We start from the raw sequence: 13,008 nt of genomic DNA on the forward strand, positions 1-13,008 counted from the left end.
GAACTCGCGGCACCCGCCGTGACCTGGTGGGAAGGGTTGTGGGAAGGTGAAGCGCGTGACGCTGACCAATTGGGCGGGAAACACCACATTCCACGCTAAAGAAGTCCATCATCCGACGTCCCTCGACGAGCTGCGGCGGCTCGTCGCGGGCAGCAGCAGCGTACGGGCGCTCGGCAGCGGCCACTCCTTCAACCACGTCGCCGACACCGCCGGTGACCTCGTGGTGCTGGACCGCATGCCCGAGCTCGTGGAGATCGACAGCGCCGCCGCCAAGGTGCGCGTCGGCGCCCGCACCACCTACGCCAGGCTCGCGCCGCTGCTGCACCAGGCCGGGTTCGCGCTGGCGAACATGGCCTCGCTGCCGCACATCTCCGTCGCGGGCTCGGTCGCGACCGGCACCCACGGCTCCGGCGTCACCCAGCCGGGCCTGGCCGCCGCCGTCTCCTCGATCGACCTGGTCACCGCCGACGGCTCCGCGCTGACGCTCGCGCGGGGCGACGCCGACTTCGCCGGCGCCGTGGTCTCGCTCGGCGCGCTCGGCGTCGTCACCTCGCTCACGCTCGACCTGGTGCCCGCCTTCGAGCTGCGCCAGTACGTCCGCGAGGGCCTGACCCAGGACGCGCTCGCCGACTTCGAGGCCATCATGGCTAGCGGCTACAGCGTGAGCCTGTTCACCGACTTCCGCGACACCCGCGTCTGGCTCAAGCGCGAGGACGAGCTGACCGGCCCCGACTGGTACGGCACCACCCCCGCCGACGGCCCCCGCCACCCGCTGCCCACGATGCCGGCCGACACCTGCACCGGCCAGCTCGGCGTCCCCGGCCCCTGGTACGACCGGCTGCCGCACTTCCGCGCCGACTCCCCGCCCAGCGGCGCGGGCGACGAGCTGCAGTCGGAGCTGCTGCTGCCCAGGGAGCACGCGGTCAAGGCGCTGCGCGAGCTGTTCGCGATCGGCGAGCGCATCCGCCCGGCCCTGCAGATCTCCGAGATCCGCACGATCGCCGCCGACGACCTGTGGCTGAGCCCCTTCAACGGCCGCGACACCGTCGGCATCCACTTCACCTGGGTCAGGGACGTCGCCACCGTCATGCCCGTGCTGGAGCTGGTGGAGGAGACGCTGGCGCCGTTCGACCCGCGGCCGCACTGGGGCAAGCTGTTCACCCGGTTCCCCGAGTGCCCTGAGCGGTTCAGGTCGCTGGTGCACCGGCTCGACCCCGCCGGCAAGTTCGGCAACGCGTTCACCCGCGTACTGCTGGGGGAGTAGCGCGGCGGCGGGAGGTGCGCTCCCTGACGTAGCCGGGCGCGGGTCCTGGAGAGGATGTGCCGGGGCCCGCCTTCGGGCGATCGTGAAGGCATGACCGATCACCCGTTCAGGTTCGGCACGGTAGCCGGACGAGCTCCCGACGCCGGCGCGTGGACCGGCCTCGCCCGCCGGGCCGAGAGCCTGGGCTACGCGACCCTGCTGGCGCCCGACACGCTGGGGACGTTCTCGCCGTTCCCCGCCCTCGCCGCGGCGGCCGCGGCCACGACGACCCTGCGCGTCGGCACGTACGTGCTGAGCGTCGCCAACCGCACCCCGCGCGCGGTCGCGTGGGAGAGCGAGACCCTGCAGGCGCTCAGCGGCGGCCGGTTCGAGCTGGGACTCGGCGCGGGGCGGCCGGACGCCGAGCGGGACGCGGCGGCGCTCGGCCTGCCCTACGGCACGCCGGGCGAGCGCGTCGAGCGGCTCGCGCGGACCATCGACGCCGTGGAGGACGTGCCGGAGGACGTGCCGATCCTGGTGGCCGCGTCCGGCACCAGGCTGCTGCGCCTGGCCGCGCGCAGGGCCGGCACGATCGCGCTCGGCGTGCCGGCGCAGCACACGGAGGAGCAGGTGGCGGCCAAGCTGGACGAGCTGTACGAACTGTCCGGCGACCGCTTCCACGACCTGGAGCTGGCCATGAACCTCGCCTACGCCGGCGAGCGGCCCCCCGATTGGGTCGTGAGCCGCTTCGGCGCGGGCGGCACGGGCGTCCTCGTCGGCACACCCCGGCAGATGGCCGACACGCTGCTGCGCCGCCGCGACGCGCTCGGCGTCTCCTACATCTCGGTGAACGCCCAGTTCATGGACGCCTTCGCCCCGGTCGTGGAACGCCTCGCGGGTACCTGACAAGATCTGACAAGTATGGCTGCCACTATGGCCACATGACAGCGAAAGGCACCTTCGACCTCGTCAGTGTGACGCCGCAGCCGCCCCTCCACGAAAGCGACGGCGTCTCGATCGGGCTCGTGACCATCGACAAGACCTGGCACGGCGACCTGACCGGCACCAGCGTCGTCACCATGCTGGCGACCGCCACGCCGGTCGAGAATTCCCGCTCGTACGTGGCGATGGAACGCATCGAGGGCACCCTGCACGGCCGGTCGGGCACCTTCGTGGTGCAGCACGACGCCGTGAGCGACGAAGGCGCGCAGTCGCTGAGCGTCCGGGTCGTGCCGGACTCGGCGACGGGCGGGCTGCGCGGCCTCAGGGGCGAGATCGCCATCTCCATCGCCCCCGACGGCACCCACTCGTACACCTTCGACCACACGTTCTGAGCGGTAAAACGGTGGCCGTGCGGGTGCCGCTCGTGAAACGGTCGAGTTCTGATGATCCAGTGGACCGAGGCAGGACTCCGACGATCGGCGCCGTGGCGATCCGTGCTGGGCGCGCCGCCGCCCGCCCGGGTGGTGGTCGCCGACGACCGTACCAAGGCCGACACCGCGTACAAGCTGGCCTGTGAGGGCACCGCGCTGCTGTGGCAGGGCGACTTCCACAACGCGCGGCAGCTGCTGTCGGCGATGGACCGGCGCTGCAAGCCGGCCGCTCCCGGCAGCGGCTTCCACCGCCACCGCCAGGCCCGGTCGCAGCGCGCCCGCACGCTCGGCATGCTGCTCATCCCGTACGACGCCGACCACGTGGTGCCGCTGCGCCGCGCGCCCGACGTACGGGAGGCGTGCGCGGCGGTGCACGGCCCGCACGCGCCGCCCGCGGTGGGCCCGCTGCGCGAGCTGCTCGGCCTGATCGGAGCGCACGAGTGGCGGATCAAGGGCGTGCACGTGCCCGCACTCGACGCCCGCATCCACCCCCACCACGGCGTCTTCTCCCCGATCAGGGGCGAATACGTGGACCTGGTGGCCGAGGCGCCGCTGCCCACCGACCGGCTGGCCTTCGACGTCGGCACCGGCACGGGTGTGCTGGCGGCCGTGCTGGCCAGGCGCGGGGTGCGCCGGGTGGTGGCCACCGACCTCGACGAGCGGGCCGTCGCCTGCGCCGGCGAGAACGTCGCCAGGCTCGGGCTGGCCGAGCGGGTCGAGGTGGTGCGGACCGACCTGTTCCCGCCGGGGCGGGCGCCGCTGGTAGTCTGCAACCCGCCGTGGCTGCCCGCCAAGCCGGTCTCGCCGCTCGACCACGCCGTCTACGACCTGGGCGGGCGCATGCTGCGCGGGTTCCTCGACGGGCTGGCCGAGCACCTGGAGCCCGAGGGGGAGGGCTGGCTCGTGCTGTCGGACCTGGCCGAGCACCTCGGGCTGCGCAGCAGGGCGGAGCTGCTGGAGGCGTTCGAGCGGGCGGGCCTGCGGGTGGCCGGCCGCCTCGACGTGACGCCCCGCCACCATCGCTCCCGGGACGACGGCGACCCGCTGCACGCCGCCCGCGCCGCCGAGGTGACCTCGCTCTGGCGGCTCACCCGCTGACGGCCGTGCCGACCTGGCAGGACGTGGCTGCATGTTAGGCGGGGCCTCTCCGCGGCAGGAGAGATATATGCATATTGCGGGAGTACAGACCGTTTTGCCCGAGCATCGCTATGGGCAAGCGGAGATCACCGAGGCGTTCTCCCGGCTGACCGACTGCGACGAGGAGCTGCTCCGCCGGTTCCACACGGCCACCGGCGTCGAGGGCCGCAACCTCGCCCTGCCCCTCGCCGACTACGCCAAGCTCGACTCCTTCGCGCGCGCCAACGACGCCTACGTCGAGCGCGCGCTCGACCTCGGCGAGCAGGCACTCGCCGGCGCCCTGCGCAAGGCCGACATCCCTCCTGAAAAGGTCGATCACCTGCTGTTCTGCTCGACCACCGGGGTGTCCACACCCTCGCTCGACGCCAAGCTCGCCCAGCGCATGGGGCTGCGTCCCGACGTGAAACGCGTGCCGGTCTTCGGGCTCGGCTGCGCGGCGGGCGCTTCCGGGCTGTCGCGCCTGCACGACTATCTGCGCGGCTGGCCCGGCCACGTCGCCGTGCTGGTCTGCGTGGAGCTGTGCTCGCTGACCATCCAGCGCGACGACACCTCGATCGCGAACCTGGTCGCGAGCGGCCTCTTCGGCGACGGCGCCGCCGCCGTCGTCGCGACGGGGCGCGGATTGGGGCCCGAGGTGGTCGCCACCCGCAGCCGCCTCTACCCCGACACCGAGCACCTCATGGGCTGGGACGTCGGCGACCACGGCTTCCGCATCGTCCTGGACGCCGACCTGACCGACTTCGTGGAGCAGGTGCTCGCCGCCGACATCAAGGCTTTCCTCGCCGACTACGGCCTGACCCCCGAGCAGGTCGCCACCTGGATCTGCCATCCCGGCGGCCCCAAGGTCATCGAGAAGATCGTGCAGACGCTCGGCCTGCAGCCCAAGGCGCTCGACGTCACCTGGCGGTCCCTGCGCGAGAACGGCAACCTCTCGTCGGTCTCCGTGCTCCACGTCCTCCAGGAGACCCGCGGCCGACCCGGCACCCCCGCCGTGCTGATGGCGCTCGGCCCCGGCTTCTCCGCCGAGTTGCTGCTGCTGCACTGGTGAGCGCCTACCTCGTACTGATCGGGCTGGTCGTCCTCGAACGGCTGGCCGAACTGGTCGTGGCCAAGCGCAACCTCGCCTGGGCCCGCGCGAAGGGCGGCGTCGAGTACGGCAGGGGGCACTACCCGTTCATCGTGCTGCTCCACGTGGCGCTGCTGGCCGCCGCGCCCGCCGAGGTGTGGCTGGCGGACCGGCCCTTCGTGCCCGCGCTCGGCTGGCCCATGCTGGCCGTCGTCGTCCTGGCCCAGGGGTTGCGCTGGTGGTGCATCCGCACGCTCGGGCGGCAGTGGAACACCCGCGTCGTCGTGGTGCCCGGGCTGCCGCTCGTGGACCGGGGGCCGTACCGGATCTTTCCCCACCCCAATTACGTGGCCGTGGTCGCGGAGGGGATCGCGCTGCCCCTGGTGCACAGCGCCTGGGTGACCGCCCTGGCGTTCACGGCGGTGAACGCGGTGCTGCTCGCCGTGCGCGTCCGCGTGGAGAACCGCGCTCTGGCAAGCTGAACGGCATGAACGAACTGCTGATCATGATGCGCGAGGCCGCCGGGCGTACCGCGGACCTCGTGGAGAGCCTGTCCGGTGACGAGCTCGCGCTGCCCACGCCTTGCTCCGACTACGACGTCAAGGGGCTGATCAACCACCTGGAGTGGGTCGCCGCCCTGTTCGAGTCGGCGGGCGCCGACGGCGGGTTCCCCCCGCAGAAGGAGTACACCGGCGACTTCCGCGCGCGGGCCGAGCGCATGCTGGCCGTCTGGGAGCGTCCAGAGACCTGGGAGGGCGTGAGCCAGACCATGGGCGGGCTGCCCAAGCCGGTGCTGGCCAACATGGCGCTGACCGACCTCGTGGCGCACGGCTGGGACCTCGCCAGGGCCACCGGCCGCGACTTCGATGCGCCGGAGGCGACCCTTGAGGTGCTGCTGGAGTTCGCCGCGCGGCAGGCGCCCATCGGGCGCGAGCGCGGCGTGTTCGGGGCGGAGGTGCCGGTGCCGGGCGACGCTCCCGCGCTCGACCGGTTCCTGGGGCTCATCGGACGGGACCCCGCCTGGAAGGCGTGAGCGCCTCACCGGTCTCACCCTTCACAGCGCATCACGTGATGATCGCGGTTTGTGCTCGCTTGCATCACCGACCCGGCCGGGACGAACGACATTTCGTCGTACGGCTCGGAGGTGTTGGAGATGAAACTTCGTCCTATGGCGGCGAGCATCGGCCTGATCGCGCTCCTCGGTCTGGCGGCCTGTGGCGGTGCCGGCGGCAACGCCACGAGCGCGGACAGGCCCGCCCCGGCCCGGCAGCCCGCCGTACCGGAATCGCAGCGCTCCGCCTCGCCCGCGCCCAGCGCGGGCGATGAAGACGAGGAGACCACGACGGCGCAGATCTCCACGTTCGCCCTCGACGTGGACACCGCCTCGTACGGCTACGCCCGCCGCGCCCTCCAGGAGGGCCGCTGGCCGGCGCCCGGCGAGATCCGGCCGGAGGAGTGGGTCAACGCCTTCAGGCAGGACTACGCGCAACCGTCAGATGACGGCTTCACCGTGCACGTCGACGGCGCCAGGCTGCCCGGCCGCGACGAGGCCGTGATGCGGGTGGGCCTGCAGACCCGCGCCTCCGACCCGGCCGCGCGCCGGCCCGCGAACCTCACGTTCGTCGTGGACGTGTCCGGCTCGATGGCCGAGCCCGGCCGGCTCGACCTGGTGAAGGCGGCCCTGCACAAGCTGCTCGACCAGCTCGCCCCCGGCGACCAGGTCTCCATCGTGTCGTTCAGCGACGGCGCCGACGTGCTGGCCACGATGACCCCGCTGACCGCCAGGGACGAGCTGCGCGCCGCCGTGGACGAGCTGGAGATCGGCGGCGGCACCAACCTGGAGGCGGGCCTGGTCGCCGGCTACCAGGAGGCGGCCAAGGCGTTCCGCCCCGCCGCCACCAACCGCGTCATCGTGCTCTCCGACGGCCTGGCCAACCAGGGCGATACGCGCTGGCAGTCCCTGCTCGACCAGGTCAAGGACTACGCGGGCAAGCAGGTCACGCTGCTCACGGTCGGCGTGGGCCGCGAGTACGGCGACGAGCTGATGGAGCAGCTCGCCGACAACGGCGACGGCATGGCCGTGTACGTCAGCACCCAGGAGGAGGCCGACAAGCTGTTCACCACCCAGCTGCCGGCCACCATCGAGCTGCGCGCCCGCGACGCCAAGGCCCAGGTCGTCTTCAACCCGTCGGTCGTCGAGCGGCACCGCCTGATCGGCTACGAGAACAGGGAGCTGGCGGCGGAGGACTTCCGCGACGACGCCCGCGACGGCGGCGAGATCGGCCCTGGCCACTCCGTCACCGCCCTGTACGCGCTCGAGCTCAAGCCGGGCGCCCGCGGCCAGCTCGCCCAGGCCACCGTGCGCTGGCAGGACCCCGACACCAGGGAGGCGTCCGAGGCGAGCGGGACGCTGCGCTCGGGCGACCTGGCCGAGGGCCTGTGGACGGATGCGCCGCCGCGGCTGCAGGTGGACGTGCTGGTGGCGGCGTTCGCGGTCTACCTGCGCGACAAGGAGGCGTTCGGCATGGACCTGCCGGAGCTCGCCGAGCAGGCCGGACGGCTCGCGCCCAAGACCGAGGACCCGATGGTGTCCGAGCTGGCCACGCTCATCGAGAAGGCCAGGTCGGTCGCCTGACCCTGCCGGGGCCCGCGCCTCGCGGCCGGGCCCCGGAAAAGGCGTGCAGAGGGGGTCCCAAAGTCGGATACACTCGTACAGGCACGCGGGGCTATGGCGCAGTTGGTAGCGCGCCTCCATGGCATGGAGGAGGTCTGGGGTTCGAATCCCCATAGCTCCACAGTTCGCGACAAGGCCGCTCCCGGGGTTCGGGAGCGGCCTTCTTTCATGCCGGAAAAAAGTTGCGTGCCCCGAAATCTTGCTGGTCACGCAACTTCTTCCTATGCTGAGGCGCTGTGAGCGGACTCAGGGAGCGCAAGAAGCAGGCCACGCGTGAGGCGCTGATGGCGGCCGCGCTCCGCCTGGCGCTCGAACGCGGGCTGGACAACGTCCGGGTGGAGGACATCGCGGCCGAGGCCGGCGTCTCGCCCAGGACGTACAACAACTACTTCGCCAGCAAGTACGAGGCGATCGCCGCCCGCCACGCCGACCGCGTCCGCGCGTCGGCCGAGGCGCTGCGCGCCCGCCCCGAGGGCGAGCCGCTGTGGGACGCCCTCATCGAGGTCATGATCCAGCCGTGGGCCCAGCACGCCGGCGACGGCGGCGAGCGCCCGCCGTCCCCCGAGCGCCTGGCCGCCACCCGCATGCTGGGCGGCGAGCCCGCGCTGCGGGCCGAGACGCTGCGGGCCGCGTTCGCCTCCGACGGCGAGCTGGTCGCGGCGATCGCCGAGCGCACCGGCACCGACCCCGCCCGCGACCTCTACCCCTCCCTGGTCGCCGCCACCGTGACCGCCGCCCTGCAGGCCGGCGTCGCGCAGTGGCTGCGCGCCGACCCACCGGTCCCGCTGGTGCCGCTGCTGCGCACCTGCCTGCGCGAGCTGGCCGCGGGACTGCCCGAGCCCTCCGCGTAAGGAGATCCCATGGACGTCGTCATCGCCGGCGCAGGACCCAACGGGCTGATGCTGGCCTGCGAGCTCGCCCTGGCCGGGGTACGCCCGGTCGTCGTCGAGCGCCGGCCGGAGCGCAGCCCCGAGCCCAAGGCCAACGGCATCGTCGGCCAGGTCGTCCGGCTGCTGCGGCTGCGCGGCCTGGCCCCGCAGGAGGCGCCGCTGTCGGCGTTCGTGTTCGGCGCGATGCCGCTCGACCTGTCCGGGCTCGACGACAACCCCCTGCACGGCATGGGCGTCAGGCAGCCCGAGCTGGAGGAACTGCTGGAGAAGCGGGCGGTCGAGCTCGGCGCGGAGATCAGGCGCGGCCACGAGCTGACCGGCCTCACCCAGGACGACCACGCCGTCACGGTGGCACTCACCGGCCCCGGCGGCTCCTACGAGCTGCGCACCCGCTACCTCGTCGGCTGCGACGGCGCCCACAGCACGGTCAGGAAGCTCGCCGGCATCGGCTTCCCCGGCGTGCACACGGCCGAAGTGGTCAGCCGGACGGGGCACGTCAGCGTCCCCGGCGCGGCGATCCGGCCCGAGCGGGCCGAGATGGAGGTGCCTGGGCTCGGCACGTACGTGCTCTACACCTGGCACAGGACCGAGCGCGGCGCCTACGCGATGCTGCCGGCCGGGCCCGGCACGCTGCTGGTCAGCGCCATGGAGTGGGACGACGCCGTGCCGGGCGACGACCTGCCGGGCGACGACGTGCCCATGACCGTCGCCGAGCTGCGCGCCGCGCTGGCCCGCGTGCTCGGCGCCGAGCTGCCGCTGGCCGCGCCGCTCAGCCCGGGCCCGCACGTGCTGCGGCGGCTGAACGGGCGCAACACCCGGGTCGCCGACCGCTACCGGGCCGGGCGGGTGTTCGTGGCAGGGGACGCCGCGCACGTCCACTCCGCCATGGGGGCTCCCGGGCTCAACCTCGGCCTCCAGGACGCCGCCAACCTCGCGTGGAAGCTCGCCGCCGTCGTCCAGGGGTGGGCGTCCGGCGGGTTGCTCGACACGTACGAGGCCGAGCGCCGTCCCGCCGCCGCCCGCGTCGCCATGCAGACCCAGGCCCAGCTCGCGCTGGCCGCGCCGGGCGCCGAGGTGACGGCGCTGCGCGAGGTGGTCGGCGAGCTGCTGGCCGACGCCGGCGCGCGCCGCCGCGTGGCCGCCCTGATGGCCGGGTCCGACCTGGCCTACCCGATGCCGGCGCCGCCACATCCGCTGCTCGGCCGGTTCCTGCCCGACCTGCCCGCCGATCCCGGCCGCCGCGCGCGGCCCGTGCTGCTCGACGCGACGGGCACGGCGCGTACCCGCCACGGCCGGGTGGACGTGCGGCCGAGCGACGGGCCCGACTCGGTGCTCGTGCGGCCCGACGGCTACGTGGCGTGGGCGGGCGTCCCCGACGGGACGCTGGACGAGGCGCTGCAGACCTGGTTCGGGGAGTCGCTCGAGGCGGCCTGAGCGCGCAGCGATCGACGCCGGCTGGTACGCGGTCCGTCTCCGCCATCGGTGACGCCCTTTTCCCGTGATCCTTTGAGCCGGAGCCTGAGCGCGACGAGCCGGACGTTCCGGGGGCCGTACGGCAAGCGGGCGATCAGGTGCGGCGGAAGGTGCGGCGGTAGGCCAGGGGCGCGACCCCGACGGCCGCGTGCAGGTGCTGGCGCAGCGACACCGCCGTGCCGAACCCCGCCCGCCTGGCGACCTCCTCCACGCCGAGGCCGGTCGTCTCCAGCAGGTGCCTGGCGTGGCGTACCCGCTGGCCGGTCAGCCACTTGGCCGGGCTCTGCCCGGTCTCCTCGCGGAAGCGCCTGGTGAACGTGCGCACGCTCATCCTGGCGTGCCCGGCCAGCGCGGCCAGGTCGAGCGGGGCGTCGAGGTGGGCGAGCATGTAGTCGCGGGTGGCACCCGTGCCGCCGCCGGGACCGTCGGGGAGCGGCCGGTCGATGTACTGCGCCTGGCCGCCGTCCCGCCACGGCGGCATCACGCACCTCCTGGCCGCGGTGTTGGCCACCTCGCTGCCGTGGTCGCGCCTGATCACGTGCAGCGCCAGGTCGAGCCCGGCCGCCACGCCTGCCGAGGTCAGCACGTCGCCGTCGTCCACGAACAGCACGTCGGGGTCCAGCTCGACCTGCGGGAAGAGGCGGGCGAAGCGGGACGCGTCCCGCCAGTGCGTGGTGGCGGGACGGCCGTCGAGCAGCCCGGCCGCCGCGATCACGAACGCGCCCGTGCAGATCGACATGACCCGGGGACGGCCCTGCAGCGCCTTGTGGAGCGCGCCGGAGATCGTGCCGTCGAGCAGCGCCGGGCCTCCGTGGATGCCCGGCACCACGACGGTGTCGGCGGTGTCGAGCACGTCGAGGTCGTGGTCGGGCAGGACGGCGTAGCCGGCCTCGCAGCGTACCGGCCTGCGCCCTTCCGAGCAGGTGACCACCTCGTACAGGCGCTCGCCCGACGGCGTGCGGGCCGCGCGGAAGACCTGGCCGGGCACGCCGAGGTCGAGCGGGGCGAAGTGGTCGAGCGCGACGACCACGATCCGATGGGGCATGGCCGGATTCTTGCACATATTGGCTTTCGGGCCACTCGTAGGCATGTGCCGGGATCGTTCAGGATGTGCGCATGACTGTGAGCACCACCCCCGCGAGCGGCCGGCGGTTGCACCGGGCCTGGTTCGTCGCGGCCGTCGCGTTCGTGGCCATCCTCGGGGCCGCCGGCTTCCGCGCCACGCCCGGTGTGCTGATCACCCCGCTGCAGGAGGAGTTCGGCTGGTCGGCGGGCACGATCTCGCTGGCCGTCTCGATCAACCTGGTGCTCTACGGGCTGATGGCCCCGTTCGCCGCCGCCCTCATGGACCGCTTCGGCATGCGCCGCGTGGTCGCCGCCGCTCTGGTGCTGATCGCCGCGGGCAGCGGGCTGACGGTGTTCATGACGGCGACGTGGCAACTCCTGCTGTTCTGGGGCGTGCTGGTGGGGCTCGGCACGGGGTCGATGGCGCTGGTGTTCGCCGCGACGGTCGTGGACCGCTGGTTCGTCCGCCACCGGGGGCTGGTCACCGGCATACTCACCGCCGCGGGCGCGACCGGGCAGCTCGTCTTCCTGCCCGTGCTCGCGTGGCTCGCGGAGGGTCCTGGCTGGCGCTTCGCCTCGCTGACCGTGGCGGGGGCGGCGCTGGCCGTGGTGCCGTTCGTGTGGTGGCTGCTGCGCGACCGTCCCGAGGACATCGGCACCACCGCGCTCGGCGCGGACCCCGCCGCCCCGCGTCCCGCGCCGCCCGCCACCGCCAACGCGGCCGTGCGCGCCGTCTCCGTGCTCGCCGCCGCGGCGCGGACGCGCCCGTTCTGGTTCCTCGCCGGCGGCTTCGCGATCTGCGGCGCCAGTACGAACGGCTTGGTCGGCACCCACTTCATCCCCGCCGCGCACGACCACGGCATGGCCGAGCCCGTCGCCGCGGGCCTGCTCGCCGTCATCGGCATCTTCGACATCGTCGGCACCGTCGCCTCCGGCTGGCTCAGCGACAGGATCGACCCCAAGGTGCTGCTCGGCGTCTACTACGCGCTGCGCGGCCTGTCGCTGATGGTGCTGCCCGGCCTGTTCGCGGCCACGACCGAGCCCAGCATGCTGATCTTCATCGTCTTCTACGGCCTGGACTGGGTGGCGACCGTGCCGCCGACCGTCGCCCTGTGCCGGCGCGTCTACGGGGCGGACGGCGCCGTCGTGTTCGGCTGGGTGTTCGGCTCGCACCAGGTGGGCGCCGCCATCGCCGCCGTCGGCGCCGGACTGACCCGCGACCACCTGGGCGCCTACGACCTCGCCTGGTACGCCGCAGGCGCCCTGTGCCTCCTCGCCGCCGGCATGTCCCTGGCCATCGGGCATGCTAGAGGGCGATGAACGCCGAGCTGTACGTCCTGCCGCTGGTCGTCCGCATCGAGCGGGCCACCCCGCCCGAGCGCACCGACGCCCTTGAGGCCGCCGCCATGGCCGTGCTGAGCCTGCTGGCCGACCCCGGGGAGTGGGCCGCCGAGCTGCACGCCTGGCAGTCCACCGGGAAGATCCGCAAGGTCGTGCGCAGGGCCAGGGGCGCCGAGTGGCGCCGGGCCGTCGCGCTGCCCGGCCGTACGATCGAGCACCGCACCGCCGAAGTACGCGTCCACCCGCCCGTGCCCCTCGACGACTGGCCGCGCGACCTGGCCAGGCTCCAGGTCTCCGGCACCGACCTGACCGACACCGCCGCGCCCGGCCCCGCCGAGCCGCCGACGCTGTGGGAGAACCCGGCGCTGGAGATGTCCGCCGGCAAGGCCATGGCGCAGGCCGGGCACGCCGCGCAGCTCGCCTGGTGGGCCAGCGACGCCGGTGAGCGGGCGGCCTGGCGGGAGCGGGGGCTCGCGGTGACCGTGCGCACGGCGGCCGGTTCCTCCGGCTTCTCGTCGATGGTCTCGGCGGGGCTGCCCGTGGTGCGCGACGCGGGGTTCACGGAGATCGAGCCCGGATCGTGCACGTTCGTGGCGGACGCGCCCTGGCTCGCCGGGCGGGTCGCCCGCCCCTGACGGGGCCGCTGTTCCGGGGGCTCCAAGATTGCACTTCGGTAGCTTCAAGGACGCCATGCCGGGATATGTCGTACGCTCCCGTCGTGCTCCATGGGGAAGATGAGATCAAGG

The 13,008-nt window shown here is 73.5% G+C and carries 13 protein-coding genes and 1 tRNA gene; 13 read left to right on the forward strand and 1 reads right to left on the reverse strand.

Annotation, left to right across the window (positions count from 1 at the left end):
* Window positions 1–55 precede the first annotated feature (55 nt).
* The 11 genes from AB0K18_RS27335 (at window position 56) to AB0K18_RS27385 (ending at window position 9,817) form a co-directional block, all read left to right on the forward strand.
* The gene (locus AB0K18_RS27335) at window positions 56–1,264 is read left to right on the forward strand and encodes an FAD-binding protein (RefSeq protein WP_364919402.1); all 1,209 of its coding nucleotides are present in this window, start codon (window positions 56–58) and stop codon (window positions 1,262–1,264) included.
* Window positions 1,265–1,354: 90 nt separating this feature from the next.
* Window positions 1,355–2,149 carry an LLM class flavin-dependent oxidoreductase gene (locus AB0K18_RS27340; RefSeq protein ID WP_364919404.1) on the forward strand — a complete coding sequence of 265 codons (795 nt, stop codon included), beginning with the start codon at window positions 1,355–1,357 and terminating at the stop codon, window positions 2,147–2,149.
* 35 nt (window positions 2,150–2,184) lie between these two features.
* Window positions 2,185–2,577, forward strand: coding sequence for a DUF3224 domain-containing protein (locus AB0K18_RS27345; RefSeq protein ID WP_364919406.1), 393 nt, complete (start codon window positions 2,185–2,187; stop codon window positions 2,575–2,577).
* A 51-nt stretch (window positions 2,578–2,628) separates the two neighbouring features.
* A complete protein-coding gene (locus AB0K18_RS27350) occupies window positions 2,629–3,714 on the forward strand; it encodes a class I SAM-dependent methyltransferase (RefSeq protein WP_364919408.1) in 1,086 nt (361 codons plus the stop codon).
* A 67-nt stretch (window positions 3,715–3,781) separates the two neighbouring features.
* Window positions 3,782–4,801: a 3-oxoacyl-[acyl-carrier-protein] synthase III C-terminal domain-containing protein gene (locus AB0K18_RS27355; RefSeq protein WP_364919411.1), complete on the forward strand. Its 1,020-nt coding sequence runs from the start codon at window positions 3,782–3,784 to the stop codon at window positions 4,799–4,801.
* Window positions 4,798–5,301, forward strand: a complete 504-nt coding sequence (locus AB0K18_RS27360) for an isoprenylcysteine carboxylmethyltransferase family protein (RefSeq protein ID WP_364919414.1) — start codon at window positions 4,798–4,800, stop codon at window positions 5,299–5,301. The genes AB0K18_RS27355 and AB0K18_RS27360 overlap by 4 nt, the downstream gene beginning before the upstream one ends.
* A 5-nt stretch (window positions 5,302–5,306) precedes the next feature.
* The gene (locus tag AB0K18_RS27365; protein WP_364919418.1) at window positions 5,307–5,852 is read left to right on the forward strand and encodes a TIGR03086 family metal-binding protein; all 546 of its coding nucleotides are present in this window, start codon (window positions 5,307–5,309) and stop codon (window positions 5,850–5,852) included.
* A 120-nt stretch (window positions 5,853–5,972) separates the two neighbouring features.
* The gene (locus tag AB0K18_RS27370) at window positions 5,973–7,454 is read left to right on the forward strand and encodes a von Willebrand factor type A domain-containing protein (protein WP_364919421.1); all 1,482 of its coding nucleotides are present in this window, start codon (window positions 5,973–5,975) and stop codon (window positions 7,452–7,454) included.
* Window positions 7,455–7,541: 87 nt separating this feature from the next.
* A tRNA-Ala gene (locus AB0K18_RS27375) sits at window positions 7,542–7,614 on the forward strand.
* Window positions 7,615–7,729: 115 nt separating this feature from the next.
* A complete protein-coding gene (locus AB0K18_RS27380; protein ID WP_364919424.1) occupies window positions 7,730–8,344 on the forward strand; it encodes a TetR family transcriptional regulator in 615 nt (204 codons plus the stop codon).
* Window positions 8,345–8,353: 9 nt separating this feature from the next.
* A complete protein-coding gene (locus AB0K18_RS27385) occupies window positions 8,354–9,817 on the forward strand; it encodes an FAD-dependent monooxygenase (protein ID WP_364919427.1) in 1,464 nt (487 codons plus the stop codon).
* A 133-nt stretch (window positions 9,818–9,950) separates the two neighbouring features.
* Here the strand turns inward: AB0K18_RS27385 and AB0K18_RS27390 are convergent, their stop codons facing one another.
* Complete coding sequence (locus tag AB0K18_RS27390) at window positions 9,951–10,901, reverse strand: helix-turn-helix domain-containing protein (RefSeq protein WP_364919430.1); 951 nt, start codon at window positions 10,899–10,901, stop codon at window positions 9,951–9,953.
* 71 nt (window positions 10,902–10,972) lie between these two features.
* On the opposite strand from AB0K18_RS27390, the gene AB0K18_RS27395 reads away from it, so the two are divergent.
* Together AB0K18_RS27395 and AB0K18_RS27400 are read left to right on the forward strand one after the other, a co-directional pair.
* Window positions 10,973–12,241, forward strand: coding sequence for an MFS transporter (locus tag AB0K18_RS27395; protein WP_364919433.1), 1,269 nt, complete (start codon window positions 10,973–10,975; stop codon window positions 12,239–12,241).
* A complete protein-coding gene (locus AB0K18_RS27400) occupies window positions 12,238–12,897 on the forward strand; it encodes a peptidyl-tRNA hydrolase (protein WP_364919436.1) in 660 nt (219 codons plus the stop codon). The genes AB0K18_RS27395 and AB0K18_RS27400 overlap by 4 nt, the downstream gene beginning before the upstream one ends.
* Window positions 12,898–13,008 lie beyond the last annotated feature (111 nt).

It is taken from the genome of Nonomuraea sp. NPDC049421, assembly GCF_040677005.1.
Taxonomy (GTDB): domain Bacteria; phylum Actinomycetota; class Actinomycetes; order Streptosporangiales; family Streptosporangiaceae; genus Nonomuraea; species Nonomuraea salmonea.

Coding starts and splice junctions, on each gene's coding strand:
- AB0K18_RS27345 (WP_364919406.1), top strand. CDS start 2,185: ATGACAGCGAAAGGCACCTTCGACCTCGTCAGTGTGACGCCGCAGCCG.
- AB0K18_RS27355 (WP_364919411.1), top strand. CDS start 3,782: ATGCATATTGCGGGAGTACAGACCGTTTTGCCCGAGCATCGCTATGGG.
- AB0K18_RS27390 (WP_364919430.1), bottom strand. CDS start 10,901: ATGCCCCATCGGATCGTGGTCGTCGCGCTCGACCACTTCGCCCCGCTC.
- AB0K18_RS27340 (WP_364919404.1), top strand. CDS start 1,355: ATGACCGATCACCCGTTCAGGTTCGGCACGGTAGCCGGACGAGCTCCC.
- AB0K18_RS27385 (WP_364919427.1), top strand. CDS start 8,354: ATGGACGTCGTCATCGCCGGCGCAGGACCCAACGGGCTGATGCTGGCC.
- AB0K18_RS27400 (WP_364919436.1), top strand. CDS start 12,238: ATGAACGCCGAGCTGTACGTCCTGCCGCTGGTCGTCCGCATCGAGCGG.
- AB0K18_RS27365 (WP_364919418.1), top strand. CDS start 5,307: ATGAACGAACTGCTGATCATGATGCGCGAGGCCGCCGGGCGTACCGCG.
- AB0K18_RS27370 (WP_364919421.1), top strand. CDS start 5,973: ATGAAACTTCGTCCTATGGCGGCGAGCATCGGCCTGATCGCGCTCCTC.
- AB0K18_RS27395 (WP_364919433.1), top strand. CDS start 10,973: ATGACTGTGAGCACCACCCCCGCGAGCGGCCGGCGGTTGCACCGGGCC.
- AB0K18_RS27350 (WP_364919408.1), top strand. CDS start 2,629: ATGATCCAGTGGACCGAGGCAGGACTCCGACGATCGGCGCCGTGGCGA.